The 17,081-nt window shown below is 54.2% G+C and carries 16 protein-coding genes; 8 read left to right on the top strand and 8 right to left on the bottom strand.

What is annotated here, in order from left to right:
* From dnaE to Q7C21_RS04910, 6 genes are all read left to right on the top strand, one after another.
* A complete protein-coding gene (gene dnaE, locus Q7C21_RS04935; RefSeq protein ID WP_003852631.1) occupies window positions 1-3,483 on the top strand; it encodes a DNA polymerase III subunit alpha in 3,483 nt (1,160 codons plus the stop codon).
* Window positions 3,484-3,495: 12 nt separating this feature from the next.
* The gene (gene accA / locus Q7C21_RS04930; RefSeq protein ID WP_003852630.1) at window positions 3,496-4,452 is read left to right on the top strand and encodes an acetyl-CoA carboxylase carboxyl transferase subunit alpha; all 957 of its coding nucleotides are present in this window, start codon (window positions 3,496-3,498) and stop codon (window positions 4,450-4,452) included.
* 171 nt (window positions 4,453-4,623) lie between these two features.
* Window positions 4,624-6,774 (top strand): lysine decarboxylase LdcC, encoded by a 2,151-nt coding sequence (locus tag Q7C21_RS04925; protein ID WP_375150481.1) that lies wholly within the window; start codon window positions 4,624-4,626, stop codon window positions 6,772-6,774.
* A gap of 64 nt (window positions 6,775-6,838) precedes the next feature.
* Window positions 6,839-7,228, top strand: coding sequence for a VOC family protein (locus tag Q7C21_RS04920; RefSeq protein ID WP_003852628.1), 390 nt, complete (start codon window positions 6,839-6,841; stop codon window positions 7,226-7,228).
* 52 nt (window positions 7,229-7,280) lie between these two features.
* A complete protein-coding gene (gene tilS / locus Q7C21_RS04915) occupies window positions 7,281-8,600 on the top strand; it encodes a tRNA lysidine(34) synthetase TilS (protein ID WP_110411634.1) in 1,320 nt (439 codons plus the stop codon).
* A complete protein-coding gene (locus Q7C21_RS04910) occupies window positions 8,600-8,908 on the top strand; it encodes a cytochrome c (RefSeq protein ID WP_003852625.1) in 309 nt (102 codons plus the stop codon). Before tilS ends, Q7C21_RS04910 begins: the two co-directional genes overlap by 1 nt.
* Window positions 8,909-8,948: 40 nt before the next feature.
* Here Q7C21_RS04910 and rof read toward each other — a convergent pair whose 3' ends face one another.
* Both rof and Q7C21_RS04900 read right to left on the bottom strand, forming a co-directional pair.
* Window positions 8,949-9,209, bottom strand: a complete 261-nt coding sequence (gene rof / locus Q7C21_RS04905) for a Rho-binding antiterminator (RefSeq protein ID WP_008925644.1) — start codon at window positions 9,207-9,209, stop codon at window positions 8,949-8,951.
* Window positions 9,196-9,396 carry a YaeP family protein gene (locus tag Q7C21_RS04900; protein WP_003852623.1) on the bottom strand — a complete coding sequence of 67 codons (201 nt, stop codon included), beginning with the start codon at window positions 9,394-9,396 and terminating at the stop codon, window positions 9,196-9,198. The genes rof and Q7C21_RS04900 overlap by 14 nt, the downstream gene beginning before the upstream one ends.
* A gap of 217 nt (window positions 9,397-9,613) precedes the next feature.
* On the opposite strand from Q7C21_RS04900, the gene arfB reads away from it, so the two are divergent.
* Window positions 9,614-10,024 carry an alternative ribosome rescue aminoacyl-tRNA hydrolase ArfB gene (gene arfB, locus Q7C21_RS04895; RefSeq protein WP_003852622.1) on the top strand — a complete coding sequence of 137 codons (411 nt, stop codon included), beginning with the start codon at window positions 9,614-9,616 and terminating at the stop codon, window positions 10,022-10,024.
* Between the two features lie 350 nt (window positions 10,025-10,374).
* On the opposite strand, the gene proS is transcribed toward arfB, so the two are convergent.
* The 6 genes from proS to metN all read right to left on the bottom strand — a co-directional run bounded on the left by proS (window position 10,375) and on the right by metN (window position 15,934).
* Window positions 10,375-12,093: a proline--tRNA ligase gene (gene proS / locus Q7C21_RS04890; protein ID WP_003852621.1), complete on the bottom strand. Its 1,719-nt coding sequence runs from the start codon at window positions 12,091-12,093 to the stop codon at window positions 10,375-10,377.
* Window positions 12,094-12,182: 89 nt separating this feature from the next.
* Complete coding sequence (tsaA, locus tag Q7C21_RS04885; protein WP_182629974.1) at window positions 12,183-12,887, bottom strand: tRNA (N6-threonylcarbamoyladenosine(37)-N6)-methyltransferase TrmO; 705 nt, start codon at window positions 12,885-12,887, stop codon at window positions 12,183-12,185.
* A complete protein-coding gene (rcsF, locus tag Q7C21_RS04880; protein ID WP_003852619.1) occupies window positions 12,884-13,282 on the bottom strand; it encodes an Rcs stress response system protein RcsF in 399 nt (132 codons plus the stop codon). The genes tsaA and rcsF overlap by 4 nt, the downstream gene beginning before the upstream one ends.
* Window positions 13,283-13,410: 128 nt before the next feature.
* A complete protein-coding gene (locus tag Q7C21_RS04875) occupies window positions 13,411-14,226 on the bottom strand; it encodes a MetQ/NlpA family lipoprotein (RefSeq protein ID WP_003852616.1) in 816 nt (271 codons plus the stop codon).
* A 30-nt stretch (window positions 14,227-14,256) separates the two neighbouring features.
* Complete coding sequence (locus Q7C21_RS04870; protein WP_003852613.1) at window positions 14,257-14,910, bottom strand: methionine ABC transporter permease MetI; 654 nt, start codon at window positions 14,908-14,910, stop codon at window positions 14,257-14,259.
* Window positions 14,903-15,934 carry a methionine ABC transporter ATP-binding protein MetN gene (metN, locus tag Q7C21_RS04865; RefSeq protein ID WP_003852611.1) on the bottom strand — a complete coding sequence of 344 codons (1,032 nt, stop codon included), beginning with the start codon at window positions 15,932-15,934 and terminating at the stop codon, window positions 14,903-14,905. The genes Q7C21_RS04870 and metN overlap by 8 nt, the downstream gene beginning before the upstream one ends.
* Before the next feature lie 189 nt (window positions 15,935-16,123).
* On the opposite strand from metN, the gene gmhB reads away from it, so the two are divergent.
* Window positions 16,124-16,684, top strand: coding sequence for a D-glycero-beta-D-manno-heptose 1,7-bisphosphate 7-phosphatase (gene gmhB, locus Q7C21_RS04860; RefSeq protein WP_003852609.1), 561 nt, complete (start codon window positions 16,124-16,126; stop codon window positions 16,682-16,684).
* Window positions 16,685-17,081: the final 397 nt, after the last annotated feature.

The raw sequence follows: 17,081 nt of genomic DNA, 5'->3' as shown, positions 1-17,081 counted from the left end.
ATGGCTGAACCCCGTTTTATACATCTGCGTGTCCACAGTGACTATTCGATGGTTGATGGCCTGGCAAAAACCGGGCCGCTAATCAAGAAAGCGGCTGCCCTTGGCATGCCGGCGATAGCGATTACCGACTTCACTAACCTCTGTGGCCTGGTGAAATTCTACGGTGGCGCGCACAGCGCAGGGATAAAGCCGGTCATTGGTGCCGATTTCAATGTGGCCAGTGAGCTGATGGGGGATGAACTGACACAGCTTACCGTGCTGGCGTCCAGTAATACCGGATACCAGAACCTGACGCTGCTGATCTCCCGCGCCTATCAGCGCGGTTATGGCGTGGACGGACCCATTATCGATCGCGACTGGCTGATCGAATTGCAGGAAGGATTAATACTGTTGTCGGGTGGGCGACGCGGCGATGTAGGTCGTAGCCTGCTGCGCGGTAACAATGCGCTGGTGTCGCAGTGCCTGTCGTTTTACCAGCAACATTTTCCCGATCGCTACTACCTGGAGCTGATCCGTACTGGCCGACAGGACGAAGAGAGCTATCTGCATGCAGCCGTTGAACTTGCGATTGCAGAGGGAATACCGGTCGTTGCCACCAATGAAGTCTGCTTTATCAATGCAGAAGATTTCGATGCGCACGAAATTCGCGTTGCCATTCATGACGGCTATACGCTGGATGATCCCAAGCGTCCGCGCAACTACAGTCCTCAGCAATATATGCGCAGCGAAGAGGAGATGTGCGAGCTGTTCTCGGACATCCCGGAAGCGCTGGAGAACAGCGTAGAGATTGCTAAGCGTTGTAACGTGACGGTGCGACTGGGCGAATATTTCCTGCCACAGTTCCCGACCGGTGATATGACTACCGAAGATTATCTGGTGGTGAAATCCCGCGAGGGGCTGGAAGAGCGCCTGGCGTTCCTGTTCCCGGACGAAGCTGAGCGCGCAGAAAAACGTCCAGAATATGATGAGCGTCTGGAGATTGAGCTCACCGTTATTAACCAGATGGGATTCCCCGGCTACTTCCTGATCGTGATGGAGTTCATCCAGTGGTCCAAGGATAACGGCGTGCCGGTGGGCCCAGGCCGTGGCTCCGGTGCCGGTTCGCTGGTGGCCTATGCGCTGAAAATCACCGATATCGATCCGCTGGAATTTGACCTGCTGTTCGAACGTTTCCTGAACCCGGAACGCGTCTCGATGCCCGACTTCGACGTCGATTTCTGCATGGAGAAGCGCGATCAGGTAATCGAACACGTCGCTGATATGTACGGACGTGAAGCGGTTTCCCAGATTATCACCTTCGGTACCATGGCGGCGAAAGCGGTTATCCGCGATGTGGGCCGCGTGCTGGGTCATCCTTACGGCTTTGTTGATCGCATTTCAAAACTGATCCCGCCCGATCCCGGCATGACGCTGGAAAAAGCCTTTATTGCTGAACCGCAGCTTCCTGCGATGTATGACGCAGATGAAGAGGTGAAGGCGCTGATCGATATGGCGCGTAAGCTGGAAGGGGTCACGCGAAACGCCGGTAAACATGCGGGTGGCGTGGTCATTGCGCCAACGAAAATCACGGATTTCGCGCCGCTTTACTGCGATGAACACGGGCAGTTTCCGGTCACTCAGTTCGATAAAAATGATGTGGAATATGCCGGCCTGGTGAAGTTCGACTTCCTGGGTCTGCGTACGCTGACCATCATCGACTGGGCGCTGAAGATGATCAACCCGCGCCGGGAGAAGCAGGGGCTGGAGCCGATCGATATCGCCTCAATCCCGCTGGATGATAAGAAAAGCTTCGATATGCTGCAGCGCTCGGAAACCACAGCGGTATTCCAGCTTGAATCGCGCGGCATGAAAGATCTGATTAAGCGTCTGAAGCCCGACTGCTTCGAAGATATGATCGCACTGGTGGCGCTGTTCCGTCCTGGCCCACTGCAGTCCGGCATGGTAGATAACTTTATCGACCGTAAGCATGGCCGTGAAGCGATCTCTTATCCCGACATTCAGTGGCAGCACGAAAGCCTGAAACCGGTGCTGGAACCGACTTACGGCATTATCCTCTATCAGGAACAGGTGATGCAGATCGCCCAGGTTCTCTCCGGTTACACCCTGGGCGGCGCAGATATGCTGCGACGCGCCATGGGTAAAAAGAAACCCGAGGAGATGGCCAAACAGCGCTCCATATTCCGCGATGGTGCCGAAAGCATGGGCATCGACGGCGAACTGTCGATGAAGATCTTCGATCTGGTAGAAAAATTTGCAGGTTATGGCTTTAACAAGTCACACTCTGCGGCTTACGCACTGGTCTCCTATCAGACCCTGTGGCTGAAAGCGCACTATCCGGCCGAGTTCATGGCGGCGGTGATGACCGCCGATATGGATAACACCGAGAAAGTGGTGGGCCTGGTCGATGAGTGCTGGCGGATGGGGCTGAAAGTCCTGCCGCCCGATATTAACTCGGGTCTCTATCCCTTCCATGTTAATGACGCGGGCGAGATCGTTTACGGTATCGGCGCGATCAAAGGCGTGGGTGAAGGCCCGATTGAAGCGATTATCGACGCCCGTAATGAAGGTGGCTATTTCCGCGAACTGTTTGATCTCTGTGCCCGTACTGACACTAAAAAGATCAACCGTCGGGTGATGGAAAAACTGATTATGTCCGGGGCTTTCGATCGCCTTGGACCGCACCGCGCCGCCCTGATGAGTTCACTCAGTGACGCGTTAAAAGCCGCCGATCAACACGCGAAAGCGGAGGCGATTGGCCAGGCAGATATGTTTGGCGTGCTGGCGGAGGAGCCGGAGCAGGTTGAGAAATCGTACGCCAGCGTCACGCCGTGGCCTGAGCAGGTGCAGCTGGATGGTGAGCGGGAAACGCTGGGGCTATATCTTACCGGCCACCCTATTAATCAGTATCTGAAAGAAATTGAGCGTTATGTTGGCGGGGTGCGTCTGAAAGATATGCATCCTACCGATCGGGGTAAAATTACTGTGGCGGCTGGTCTGGTGATCGCCGCGCGGGTAATGGTCACCAAGCGCGGCAACCGAATTGGTATCTGTACTCTGGACGATCGCTCCGGTCGTCTTGAGGTGATGTTATTTACCGATGCGTTAGATAAATACCAGCAGTTGCTGGAGAAAGACCGAATCCTGATCGTCAGCGGACAGGTCAGCTTTGATGACTTCAGTGGCGGGCTTAAAATGACCGCGCGTGAAGTCATGGACATCGACGAAGCTCGCGAAAAATACGCGCGCGGACTTGCTATCTCGCTGACGGACAGGCAAATTGATGACCAGCTATTAAACCGGCTCCGTCAGTCCCTGGAACCTCATCGTTCAGGGACTATTCCGGTGAATCTCTACTATCAGAGAGCCGACGCGCGAGCGAAGCTGCGCTTTGGTGCAGCGTGGCGAATTTCGCCCAGCGATCGTTTACTTAACGATCTGCGCTCGTTGATTGGATCGGAGCAGGTGGAACTGGAGTTTGACTAGAACAGGAACATTATGAGTCTTAATTACCTGGATTTTGAACAGCCAATTGCAGAACTGGAAGCGAAGATCGATTCGCTGACTTCAATTGGTCGTCAGGATGATAAACACGTTAATCTGGATGAAGAAGTTCAGCGTCTGCGTGAGAAAAGTGTTGAGCTGACCCGTAAAATCTTCGCTGATTTGGGCGCATGGCAGATTGCTCAACTGGCGCGTCATCCGTTACGTCCTTACACCTTTGACTATGTTCGCAACGCCTTCGACGATTTCGATGAGCTGGCGGGCGACCGTGCTTATGCGGATGACAAAGCTATTGTGGGCGGGATTGCGCGTCTTGATGGACGTCCGGTGATGATCATCGGGCATCAGAAAGGCCGTGAAACCAAAGAGAAGATTCGCCGTAACTTCGGCATGCCAGCACCGGAAGGCTATCGCAAAGCGCTGCGCCTGATGGAGATGGCTGAGCGTTTCAAAATGCCAATCATCACCTTCATCGACACACCGGGTGCGTATCCTGGCGTGGGCGCGGAAGAGCGTGGGCAGTCTGAAGCGATCGCCCGCAACCTGCGTGAAATGTCTGGCCTGAAAGTACCGGTTATCTGTACGGTTATCGGTGAGGGCGGTTCTGGCGGTGCGCTGGCGATTGGCGTGGGCGATAAAGTGAATATGCTTCAGTACAGCACCTATTCAGTGATCTCGCCGGAAGGCTGTGCCTCCATTCTGTGGAAAAGCGCTGACAAAGCGCCGCTGGCTGCTGAAGCGATGGGCATTACCGCTCACCGTCTGAAAGAGCTGAAGCTGATTGACTCAGTGATCCCTGAGCCGCTGGGGGGTGCACATCGCCGTCCGGTTGATATGGCGCAGTCTCTGAAGCAACAGCTGCTGGCTGATCTGGCCGATCTCGATGGATTAAGCACTGAAGAGCTGCTGGATCGTCGTTATCAGCGCCTGATGAGCTACGGCTACGCCTGATTCAGGCTCAGCCAATCAGGAAGCGGACTTCGGTCCGCTTTTTTTATGCCGTGGGTTTAACGCGCTACGCTGCCTGATGCCTTTCAGCCTCATCTGATCGTCCCCTTGCTACACCTTCCCCGGGTTAGCGGTTATGCTTGTCCGGTTGCACAACAATCACGGAGATGGGCATTGAATATTCTGGCGATCATGGGCGCGCACGGCGTGTTTTATAAAGATGAACCGTTACGCGAACTCGACGCGGCGTTAAATCTGCAAGGCTTCCAGCTGCTTTACCCAAAAAACAGTGACGATCTGCTGAAACTGATCGAACACAATCCGCGTATCAGCGGCGTCATCTTCGACTGGGACGCGCACAACAGCCCGGAACTGTGCGGTGAGATTAATCAGCTCAACGAATACCTGCCACTGTATGCCTTTATCAACACCCACTCTCAGATGGACATCAGCATCAATGAGATGCGCATGCCACTGCACTTTTTTGAATATGCGCTGAATGCCGCCGACGATATTGCATTGCATATCCGGCAGTATACCGATGACTATCTCGACCACATTACGCCACCGCTGACTAAAGCGCTGTTCACCTATGTGAAAGAGGGCAAGTACACCTTCTGCACGCCGGGCCATATGGCGGGTACCGCGTTTCAGAAGAGCCCGGTAGGCTGCCTGTTTTATGATTTCTTCGGGGCCAATACCCTGAAGTCAGATATCTCAATTTCCGTTACCGAGCTGGGTTCGCTGCTGGATCACACCGGTCCACATCTTGAAGCGGAAGAGTATATCGCACGCACTTTTGGTGCCGAACAGAGTTACATGGTGACCAACGGCACCTCAACGTCGAACAAAATTGTCGGCATGTATGCGGCACCGTCGGGCAGCATCGTGCTGATCGATCGCAACTGCCACAAGTCACTGACGCATCTGCTGATGATGAGCGATCTGATCCCCATCTGGCTGAAGCCGACCCGCAATGCACTGGGGATTCTTGGCGGGATTCCAAAGCATGAATTCACCCGCGAGAGCATTACACAAAAAGTCGCGACGACCGATCGCGCCACGTGGCCGGTTCATGCGGTAATCACCAACTCCACTTACGATGGGCTGCTCTATAACACCCAGTACATTAAAGAGACGCTGGATGTGCCGTCGATTCACTTCGATTCAGCCTGGGTGCCTTACACCAATTTCCATCCGATTTATGCCGGGAAAAGTGGTATGAGTGGCGAGCGCACCCCGGGCAAAGTGGTGTATGAAACGCAATCGACCCATAAACTGCTGGCGGCGTTTTCGCAGGCATCCATGATTCACATTAAAGGCGACTACGACGAACAGACGTTTAACGAAGCCTATATGATGCACACCACCACGTCGCCCAATTACGCCATCGTCTCCTCTATTGAAACTGCTGCTGCAATGCTGCGTGGTAATCCCGGCAAGCGGCTGATCAATCGCTCGGTTGAGCGTGCGCTGCACTTTCGTCGTGAGGTTCAGCGCCTGCGTGAAGAGTCCGACAGCTGGTTTTTCGATATCTGGCAGCCGGAACAGGTCGACGAAGCGCAATGCTGGGCGATCCAGCCCGGCGACGAGGATTGGCACGGATTTACGCAGGCCGATCGCGATCATATGTACCTCGATCCGATCAAAGTCACTATCCTGACGCCAGGAATGAGCGAGCTGGGAGAGATGGCAGACGAGGGGATCCCGGCAGCGCTGGTGGCGAAGTTTCTTGATGAGCGCGGCATCGTGGTGGAGAAAACCGGCCCCTACAACCTGCTGTTCCTTTTCAGTATTGGCATCGACAAAACCAAAGCGATGAGCGTGCTGCGCGGTCTGACTGAGTTCAAACGCGCCTACGATCTCAATCTGCGGGTAAAGAACATGCTGCCGGATCTCTACGCTGAAGATCCCGACTTCTATCGCAATATGCGCATTCAGACGCTGGCGCAGGGGATTCATCAACTGATCCGTCATCATGACCTGCCGCGACTGATGCTGCAGGCATTTGATGTCCTGCCCGAAATGAAGATGACGCCGCATCAGGCGTTTCAGCAACAGGTGAAGGGCAACATCGAAACGGTGGATCTCAGCGAACTGGTCGGGCGGGTGTCGGCCAACATGATTCTGCCTTATCCACCAGGCGTGCCACTGGTGATGCCAGGAGAGATGATTACGGAGAAGAGCCGTGCCGTGCTCGATTTCCTGCTGATGCTGTGCAGTATCGGCCGGCATTATCCGGGCTTCGAGACCGATATTCACGGTGCCAGTCTGACGGAAGAGGGCGAGTATCGCGTCCGCGTGCTGAAAAACGATCCGGCATAAATCTTTAAACGACTAATAGCGGCAGGGTGTCTGGGGACAGCCTGCCCGAATCAGGATATTCAACATGTTGCAGTTAACCGCTATTCACCACATCGCCATCATCGCTTCCGACTATCAGCGCAGCAAAGCGTTCTATTGTGACGTGCTGGGCTTTCGTCTCATGGGCGAATATTACCGTGAAGCGCGCGACTCCTGGAAAGGCGACCTGGCCCTGGAGGATCGCTACACTATTGAGCTGTTCTCTTTTCCTGAGCCGCCGGCGCGCGTCAGTCATCCCGAAGCGTGTGGCCTGCGTCATCTGGCCTTTACCGTGCCGGATGTGGCCGCCGCTGTCGCAACGCTGGCCAGTAAAGGCGTAATCTGCGAGCCGATTCGCATCGATGAACTGACGGGTAAACAGTGTACGTTCTTTGCCGATCCGGATGGTTTGCCGCTGGAGCTTTATCAGGCGTAAAATAGCGCGCTCAGCGGGCGACATTCAGTGGCCCGACTTTCTGGATCCTGCCATGCCTTTGCCCGCTTTTGACGCCATGTTGCAACCTGATGCCGCGCTGGTGGTCGCCTTCAGTGGCGGACTCGATTCAACCGTGCTGCTGCATCAGCTTCGCGGCTGGCAGCAGCAGCATCCCGAATCCCATCTGCGGGCGTTACATGTTCATCATGGGCTTAGCCCGAATGCCGATTGCTGGGCAGCGCACTGCCTGTCGGTATGCGAGCAGTGGCAACTGCCATGTGAGGTACTGCACGTTACCGTGGATGGCAGGGAAAACGGCATTGAAGCCGCCGCCCGCACCGCCCGTTATCAGGCGCTCAGTGCGGCATTGTTGCCGGGTGAAGTGTTACTGACCGCGCAGCACCTCGACGATCAGTGTGAAACCTTTATGCTGGCGCTGAAGCGCGGCAGCGGTCCGGCCGGGCTGGCGGCGATGCCTGCTGCGCGTGCGCTGGGTTCGCATCAGCTGCTGCGTCCACTGCTGAATCAGTCGCGGCAGTCGCTTGAAACCTATGCCAGAACCCATCAGCTGGTGTGGATCGAAGATGAAAGTAATCAGGATCTTCGCTACGACCGTAACTTCCTTCGTCAGCGGCTGCTGCCGGCGCTTTACCAGCGCTGGCCCCATTTTGCCGAGGCGACAGCCCGAAGTGCGGCGTTGTGCAGTGAGCAGGAGCAGTTACTGGATGAACTGCTCACCGGACAACTCAATGAGCTCATCCAGCCAGATGGCAGCCTGCACTTTCCGCCCTTGATGGTCATGAGTGAGTTGCGTGCTAATGCGTTATTGCGCCGCTGGATCGCCGGGCAGGGCGGCAGGATGCCCTCCCGTGAAGCGCTGAAACGTATTCGCGATGAAGTCATGGCGAGCCGGGAGGATGCACAGCCGAAGCTGCGATTCGGTCAGGCTGAACTCCGCCGCTACCGTCAGCAGCTCTACTGGCTGCCGTTGCGCAGTTCACTGCGCTACACCGAGCTGGCATGGCCCGATCTCTGCCAGCCGCTGGTGTTACCGCAGAATCTCGGCACGTTATGCGCCAGCCAGGCGCAGAGCCTGTTGCGTTATCCTCAGCCGGATGAGCAGGTCAGCGTACGCTTTCATGCGCAGGGTCACGTTCATCTGGTGGGCCGTCAGGGTGGAAGGGAAATGAAAAAGTTGTGGCAGGAGTTGCAGATACCTCCGTGGCAGCGAGAACGGCTGCCGTTAATCTTTTATAACCAGACGCTGATCTGTGTTCCGAATCTGTTTGTCACCCACGCTGGCGCGGCTGTTGATCAACAGGGCTGTCAGATAGTCTGGGACAGGGCATGCAGCGCAGGGGAACAACAATAATGAAGCAATGGTTTATCGCCTTTTTAGTGGGCGCCGTATTACCGGCGTGGGCTGCGGGCGATGCGCAACGCGGCGCACAAAAAGCAGGGAGCTGCATGGCCTGCCATGGTGCAGCAGGTAAAGCGGCTGTGCCCCTCTATCCCAATCTGGCCGGGCAGCACGCACCTTATCTGGAACAGGCTTTGCACGCCTACAAAAAGGGCGAGCGCACTGGCGGCCAGGCTGAGGTGATGAAGGCATTTGTAGCGGGATTGAGTGACAGTGATATAGCTGATCTGGCGGCGTACTACAGTTCGTTGCAGCCCTGAGGGTTAACAGGGCGGGAAGGTCCCGCCCGTGATGCGTCTATTACTCAGCGCTGACAACCACCGTACCCAGTTCGGGATGGGTAAAGCTGGCAATATGGTCGAGACGTAATTCGCGATGTTCACCGGAAAGATCGATAGCCAGATATTCCACGTTCTTGCGTGAAAAAATCTCTTTGGCCTTTGCCTTGAGCTGTTCGCCATCTTTCATTTCCAGCGACAGCATCCAGGTATTCTGGCAGGCGAGTTCCAGATTATCGTAGTCATCACAATTGATAGGTTGGTACGCTTCATTTATCAACATAGTCGCTCACCAATAAGTTAGCAGCGGCGTAGGCCGCCTGTTCCCTGACAGAAGAGTTTAGCTCAGTATTTGCGGCAATATCATTAAGTGCCTTCAATGCGCAGCCAATCGCATCCGGAATGTAACCTAAGTCTCCGCTGCCGATTTCGGCATATTTCCGGCGAACTAACTCACAATAATTTTGCACATGGCCCCCCTCAGCAGAGCGTCGATACTCTGGTTAACTGGCGACTATATCATAGCCATTTAGAGGAAATCAGCCTGCGTAAAGCAGGAACAGTGCGCGAATCACTGCTAAAGTGACAGATTCCGCTGTCTGGGACGGAATGAATCAGAGCACAAAAGGTTAATTTGATGAACAGGTTATCGGAGGTCAACGTGATTAAGGTGTGGGGAGCAAGCTGATGATTATGCTATCCCGTTCGGTTGAGATTCCGGAGAGTGAGATCGAGCTGACGGCTATTCGCGCTCAGGGCGCTGGTGGACAACATGTCAACAAAGCCAGCACGGCCATTCATCTGCGCTTTGATATTGCTGCTTCTTCGCTGCCCGCGTTTTATAAAGAGCGGCTGCTCACTGCCAGTCATCATTTGATTACCGGAGATGGCGTGGTGGTGATTAAGGCGCAGGAGTATCGCAGTCAGGAGATGAATCGTGAAGCGGCACTGCAACGTCTGGTCAATCTGATCCAGGAGCTGAGTACCGTGGAAAAAGCCCGGCGCGCTACGCGGCCGACCCGCGCCTCGAAAGAGCGTCGTCTGGAAGGAAAAGCCCGTCGCAGTTCGACGAAATCGATGCGCGGCAAGGTGCAATAAAAAACGCCCCGCAGGCGGGGCGTTTGAGTACTGATCAGGCAGCTCAGCGTGACTCTGGCAGCAACGAATAAGCGCATGGCGAAGGGAACAGGGTCAGAAGAGGAAAGCGTCCCGCGCCATGGACAAAAACGCCGGGAGCGTTTTTGAACAACGCCATGCGTTGGCCCGGTCAGGGCGCACCTCATGGATGAGGTGCGTAATCGCGCGGGCCGAGCATGCCATGGATGGCGGCTTTTGCGTCTTTCCGATCTGACCCTGTTTCCTGAGCAGATACGGAATTACAGCAACCGGGCAAACTCTTAAGCTGTTAGAGGCCACACAAGCAAGTTATCTGACCTTTCCTTCACAATTTACTTGTTCAGTGCTTTCAGCAGGAACTCAACAATTTCATCCTGCTTAATCATCTGCTTCTCACCGGCACGACGTGATTTGTATTCAATCTCCTGGTTGTCGAGATTGCGATCGCCGATGACGATGGTGTGTGGTACCCCGATCAGTTCCATATCGGCAAACATCACGCCCGGACGCTCTTTGCGGTCATCCAGGATAACTTCAACGCCTTTGGCACGCAGCGTGGCATATAACTCTTCTGCCAGCTCTTTAACACGGAACGATTTCTGCATATTCATCGGCAGAATCGCCACCTCGAACGGTGCCAGTGCGGCTGGCCAGATGATGCCACGATCGTCATGGTTTTGCTCAATGGCTGCCGCCACCACGCGAGTGATGCCGATGCCGTAGCAGCCCATGCTCATCACCTGATTACGGCCATCTTCACCCTGAACGGAAGCTTTCAGCGCGTCAGAATACTTAGTACCGAGCTGGAAGATATGACCGACTTCAATACCACGTTTAATCTGCAGCGTGCCTTTGCCATCCGGGCTTAAATCGCCTTCGACCACATTACGGATATCCGCAACGCTGGCCAGCGGCAGATCGCGCTCCCAGTTAATGCCGAAGTAGTGTTTACCATCGACGTTGGCACCGGCGCTGAAATCGCTCATCTTCGCCACGGTACGGTCAGCAATGATCGGCATCTGCAGACCCACAGGCCCGATTGAACCCGGACCCGCACCCACTGCGGCGCGAATCTCTTCTTCCGTCGCGAACACCAGCGGCGATGCAACGATGGCTGACTTCTCTGCTTTGATCTCATTCAGCTGATGATCGCCGCGAACCAGCAGGGCAACCAGCGCGTGACCGCTCTCTTCTGCACCTTTAACAATCAGCGTTTTCACTGTCTTTTCGACAGGTACATTGAATTGCTCAACCAGCTCCGCGATGGTTTTTGCGTCTGGTGTTTCGACCAGCTGCATCTCCTGAGATGGTGCGGCACGTTCACCGGCCGGTGCGACGGCTTCGGCCAGCTCAATGTTAGCGGCGTAATCAGAATCGGTAGAGAAAATCACATCATCTTCACCGCTCTGCGCCAGCACCTGGAACTCATGTGATGCGCTGCCGCCGATAGAGCCGGTATCGGCCTGCACAGCACGGAAATCCAGTCCCATACGGCTGAAGATCTGACTATAGGCGCGGTACATCGCGTCATAGGTTTCCTGCAGCGACGCCTGCGACGTATGGAACGAGTAAGCATCTTTCATGATGAACTCACGTGAACGCATCACGCCAAAACGTGGACGCACTTCATCACGGAATTTGGTCTGAATCTGATACAGGTTGAGCGGCAACTGCTTATAAGAGCTCAGTTCGTTGCGGATCAGGTCAGTGACCACCTCTTCATGCGTCGGACCCAGCACGAACGGACGCTCGTGGCGATCGGCAATACGTAACAGTTCCGGGCCATACTCCTCCCAGCGACCGCTCTCCTGCCACAGGTCGGCGGGCTGCACAACCGGCATTAAAATCTCAACAGCGCCCGCGTTGTTCATCTCTTCACGCACGATGTTTTCGACTTTTTTCAGCACGCGAACCCCGGTCGGTAACCAGGTGTACAAGCCAGAAGCCAGTTTGCGGATCATACCGGCGCGCAGCATCAGCTGGTGGCTGATCACTTCAGCGTCGGAAGGCGTCTCTTTCTGAGTAGAGAGCAGATATTGAGTAGTACGCATTGATTACGGTTCCAGTTGATCGGAAAGTCACAGACAGAATTTTGCTGGCGGCTAGTGTACCAGTGAGATCACCGCCTCAAAAGCGGGTTTTAACGCGGGTCGATAGCGATCACTTCAGTACCGGCATCATCAATGCGCCAGCGGACATTAAAATCCATCAGCCAGGCCGCATATTCCCGCGCCTGCGTTTCGCCCTGACGATAAGCCGGACGGGGATCCTGTGCCAGCACTTCACGGATAAAGCGTGCCAGATTGGGGTAGCGCGACTGCTGCTGAAGCTGCTGCTGGGCCAGTGCGGAGAAGCGAACCGGCATATCAGCCGCAGGGGCCGCCTGAGCAAAACCTGCCTGGGCATGAGGCAGCGCTTCGGCAAAAGGCAGATAAGGTTTGATATCCACTACCGGAGTACCATCGACCAGGTCCAGACTGCCAAGCTGCAGAATCACCTGCTGCTTCTCAATCCTGATACCTTTCAGTTCAACCAGCGACATCCCAATGGGATTGGGACGGAACGTTGAACGTGTCGCAAAAACACCCATGCGCGCATTGCCGCCCAGACGGGGAGGGCGAACCGTGGGACGCCAGCCACCTTCCATCGTCTGATGGAATACAAACAGCAGCCAGAGATGGCTGAACGCTTCCAGCCCTCGCACCGCTTCCGGCTGATTGTAAGGTGGCTGCAGATGAAGTTCGCCGCCGCCATCCTGCACCAGGCCTGGCTGGCGGGGTACGGCAAACTTCTCCTTCCACGGCGAACGAATTACCCCAATTTGCGCAAAGGCGAATTCACTCATTGATTGCTGACTTTCAGCGCTGAACCCTGACACACCGCCTGGCGATAACAGCCTGGTGTGCCGGTAACGATTTCACACTGATGCAGCAGCACTGCATTGGCTTTCATCTGTGATGCTTTGATCTGCAGACGTTTCCGTGCTGTAGCGATATTGGCCGGGGAGTTCTGATTGCTCATCTGGCAATCTTCAGCGGAGACTTCACCCAGATCGCGGAACGGCTTACTGACCAGATCGGCGGCATCGGTATAGAGCTTAACGGGTGCGGGTCGTGCCACAGGCTTATGGGTCGGTTCACTGGATTGCTGCGGCCGGGACGGTGCGCTGCTTATCGGGTGATACTCATGAACACACCCTGTCAGCATCAATGCTAACAAGCAGAGCGGTAAAAAACGCATGGCAACATCCTCAGGTTTCAAAAAGTGGCGTTATTGAAACAAGGACAAGAATAAATAACAAGTCGGGCAGGGCACCCAATAGCAGAAAGGGCGGCATAGCGCCGCCCTTAAGGAGATCACGGACTGAATTACCAGCCTTTAACCGCGCCGCCGTTAAAGACTTTATTAGCTTCTGCGTTAACTTCGTCAGACTGGTAAGCCTTAACGAATTTCTTCACGTTTTCCGCATCTTTATTATCTTCACGCGCGACAATCAGGTTCACATAAGGTGAATCTTTATCTTCGACGAAAATGCCATCTTTCGCGGGTGTAAGGCCAATCTGGCTCGCGTAAGTGGTGTTGATCACCGCCAGAGCAATCTGCTGATCGTCCAGTGAACGTGGCAGCTGCGGCGCTTCCAGCTCAACAATTTTCAGATGCTTAGGGTTCTCAGTGATATCCAGTGAGGTTGGCAGCAAGCCCACGCCATCTTTCAGTTTGATCAGACCGACTTTCTGCAGCAGCAGCAGTGTACGGCCCAGGTTGGTCGGATCGTTTGGAATAGCAACCTGCGCGCCATCCTGCAGCTCATCCAGTGATTTGATCTTCTTCGAATAGCCCGCGATTGGGTAGACGAAAGAATTACCCACTGAAACCAGCTTGTAGCCACGATCTTTGATCTGCTGATCAAGGTAAGGTTTGTGCTGGAAGGCGTTAACGTCGATATCGCCTTTGCTCAGCGCTTCATTCGGCAGAACGTAATCGTTGAAAGTGACCAGCTCAACGTCCAGACCATACTTATCTTTAGCCACTTTCTGCGCGGCTTCAGCAACCTGCTGCTCAGCACCGACAATCACGCCCACTTTGATGTGGTTAGGGTCTTTCTCTTTTTGATCGCAACCTGCCAGCGCAATCGCGCCAATCAGTGCACCCACAGCGGCAATTTTCTTGAATCTGAAAGACATATCCTTTCCTTCTTAATAATGTGATATTGCTTACTTATGGGACACAGCATGCACGATGCGGTCGCCACAGAATTGAATGAGATACACTAAAACCACTAACAACACTAATACCGTATTCATCACAGTGGCGTTATATCCGATATAACCATACTGATAACCGATCTGGCCCAGGCCACCAGCACCCACCGCGCCACCCATGGCGGAGTAACCGACCAGCGTAATCAACGTGATGGTCGCCGCGTTCACCAGGCCCGGCATCGCTTCCGGCAGCAGAACTTTACGGATGATCTGCATTGGCGTGGCACCCATGGCACGTGACGCTTCAATCAGGCCGGTTGGCAGTTCCAGTAAGGCGTTTTCAACCATACGCGCAATAAACGGCGCAGCACCGACGGTCAACGGCACGATAGCCGCCTGCAGTCCGATTGAGGTGCCGACGATCACGCGGGTAAAGGGAATCATCCAGACCAGCAGGATAATGAAAGGAATCGAGCGGAAGATATTTACCAGCGCAGAAAGCACGCGATAAAGACCCTGATTCTGAAGAATCTGTCCTGGACGGGTCACATAGAGTAAAACGCCGACCGGCAGGCCCAGCACAAAACCGAAAAAACCGGAGACGAAGGTCATCATCAGCGTTTCCCACACGCCCCGTCCCAGCAACCACATCATCGCTTCAGACATAACCTAACACCTCTACTTTCACATGATTCTCCTTCAGCCAGGCAATCGCCTCGCGGGTATCGCTCTCTGTGCCGTGCATTTCTGCCAGCATAATGCCGAACTTCACGCCACCGGCGTAATCCATCTGCGCACTGATAATGTTGTTATTCACGTTGTAACGGCGGGCCGCTTCGGAAAGCAGCGGCGCATCAACCGATTTACCGGTGAATTCCAGTCGCAGCAGCGGCACGGTATTTTCAGATGCGGTGGCAGAAAGACGTTGTTGGTAATCATCCGGGATATCCAGATGCAGCGTGGACTGAATAAACTGCTGCGCCAGTGGCGTTTTAGGATGAGAGAAGACTTCGCTGACACTATCTTTCTCAATCAGCTCACCGTGACTGATGACCGCAACCTGATCGCAGATGCGTTTCACCACATCCATCTCATGGGTAATCAGCAGAATCGTCAGCCCCAGGCGGCGGTTGATGTCTTTGAGCAATTCCAGAATTGAACGTGTGGTCGCGGGATCCAGTGCGCTGGTCGCTTCATCACACAGCAGGACCTTGGGATTACTGGCCAGGGCACGAGCAATCGCGACGCGCTGCTTCTGTCCGCCCGACAGATTGGCGGGCCAGGCATCATGCTTATCGGATAATCCCACCAGTTCCAGCAACTCAGTGACGCGAGCGTTGATCTGCGCACGCGAGAGATTACCCAGTTCCAGTGGCAGAGAGACATTGCCCGCAACCGTTCGTGAGTTCATCAGGTTAAAATGCTGGAAGATCATGCCGATCTGGCGGCGCGCCTGGGTTAACTGGCGTTCGTTGAGTGCGGTTAAATCCGCCCCATCGACCAGTACGCGGCCCGAGGTTGGGCGCTCCAGCAGGTTAACGCAACGAATCAGTGTACTTTTACCGGCACCGGAAGCGCCGATAACGCCATAAATCTGTCCGGCAGGCACATGCAGGCTCACATCCGTTAATGCCGGAATAGTCCGCGAGCCTTGCTGAAACACTTTGGTGATATTTTCAAGTTTAATCATTATGTTATTAATTATCGTATTGCGTTGTCCGTGGTGTGGGAAACCTCGTCGCTTTTGTTCATTATAAAAGCTGGATGGATGTTAAGGCATCCAGACGTCTAAATCAATGAAAGTGATTCAATCTGACATTCTCCCTTTTATAGCAATCATGCGATACTGATCGGCAATTTTTACAGCAGGAGTTTCTACGTGGCGAATAAAGTCCCCGCTATTTTTCTTGATCGTGATGGCACCCTTAATGTCGATAATGGCTATGTCCATGAGATTGATGACTTCCAGTTTATTGACGGCACCATTGAAGCGCTGCAACAACTGAAGGCAATGGGATATGCGCTGGTGGTTGTGACCAATCAGTCTGGTATCGCGCGCGGTATGTTTACCGAAGATACCTTTATGCGGCTGACTGAATGGATGGACTGGTCGCTGGCCGATCGCGACGTTGATCTTGATGGCATCTATTTCTGTCCTCACCATCCTGAAGCAACAGTTGAAGCGTTTCGTCAGGAATGTGACTGCCGTAAGCCGCAGCCAGGCATGCTGCTGACGGCACAGGAAGAGCTGCACATTGATATGGCTGCTTCTTATATGGTGGGTGACAAGCTGGAGGATATGCTGGCCGGGCAGGCTGCCGGTGTCGGCACCAAAGTGCTGGTGCGCAGTGGCAAACCGATTACCGCTGAAGGTGAAGCCGCAGCAGATTGGGTAATTAATAGCCTTGCAGAGCTGCCAGGACGCATTAAAAAGGGTTAAAACGGCGCTTTTGTGCAAATTTCAGGCGAACAGTGAAAAAGTTGTAATTTGCACTTGCGCTATCTCAGCCGTTCCCTATAATGCGCCTCCACTGACACGGCAAACCGGCAACGGAAAACGGGTCAGCAGGCACAGGAGACTGCGCCGCCGGAGAAAAACTTCTGAAATAGAGGTTGACTCTGCAGGAGGAAAGCGTAATATACGCCACCTCGCGACAGGACGCTAACGCACTGTTCGCACTGCTCTTTAACAATTTATCAGACAATCTGTGTGGGCACTCGCAGGATTGATATCAGCGTCTCCGGACGTAAAAAAATATCAAGCCTCACGAGTGAACACATAATGAAATTCATTATGACGTTTTACAGATGAGCACCGCTTAACTTGTTTAAGCAAA

The organism is Pantoea sp. ANP04, from assembly GCF_041982285.1.
Classification (GTDB): domain Bacteria; phylum Pseudomonadota; class Gammaproteobacteria; order Enterobacterales; family Enterobacteriaceae; genus Pantoea; species Pantoea eucalypti.
This window is presented reverse-complemented; position numbering and strand designations above follow the sequence as displayed.

Coding starts and splice junctions, on each gene's coding strand:
- Q7C21_RS04920 (WP_003852628.1), top strand. CDS start 6,839: ATGTTGCAGTTAACCGCTATTCACCACATCGCCATCATCGCTTCCGAC.
- dnaE (WP_003852631.1), top strand. CDS start 1: ATGGCTGAACCCCGTTTTATACATCTGCGTGTCCACAGTGACTATTCG.
- metN (WP_003852611.1), bottom strand. CDS start 15,934: ATGATTAAACTTGAAAATATCACCAAAGTGTTTCAGCAAGGCTCGCGG.
- rcsF (WP_003852619.1), bottom strand. CDS start 13,282: ATGCGTTTTTTACCGCTCTGCTTGTTAGCATTGATGCTGACAGGGTGT.
- proS (WP_003852621.1), bottom strand. CDS start 12,093: ATGCGTACTACTCAATATCTGCTCTCTACTCAGAAAGAGACGCCTTCC.
- rof (WP_008925644.1), bottom strand. CDS start 9,209: ATGTTGATAAATGAAGCGTACCAACCTATCAATTGTGATGACTACGAT.
- arfB (WP_003852622.1), top strand. CDS start 9,614: ATGATTATGCTATCCCGTTCGGTTGAGATTCCGGAGAGTGAGATCGAG.
- accA (WP_003852630.1), top strand. CDS start 3,496: ATGAGTCTTAATTACCTGGATTTTGAACAGCCAATTGCAGAACTGGAA.
- Q7C21_RS04870 (WP_003852613.1), bottom strand. CDS start 14,910: ATGTCTGAAGCGATGATGTGGTTGCTGGGACGGGGCGTGTGGGAAACG.
- Q7C21_RS04910 (WP_003852625.1), top strand. CDS start 8,600: ATGAAGCAATGGTTTATCGCCTTTTTAGTGGGCGCCGTATTACCGGCG.
- tsaA (WP_182629974.1), bottom strand. CDS start 12,887: ATGAGTGAATTCGCCTTTGCGCAAATTGGGGTAATTCGTTCGCCGTGG.
- tilS (WP_110411634.1), top strand. CDS start 7,281: ATGCCTTTGCCCGCTTTTGACGCCATGTTGCAACCTGATGCCGCGCTG.
- Q7C21_RS04875 (WP_003852616.1), bottom strand. CDS start 14,226: ATGTCTTTCAGATTCAAGAAAATTGCCGCTGTGGGTGCACTGATTGGC.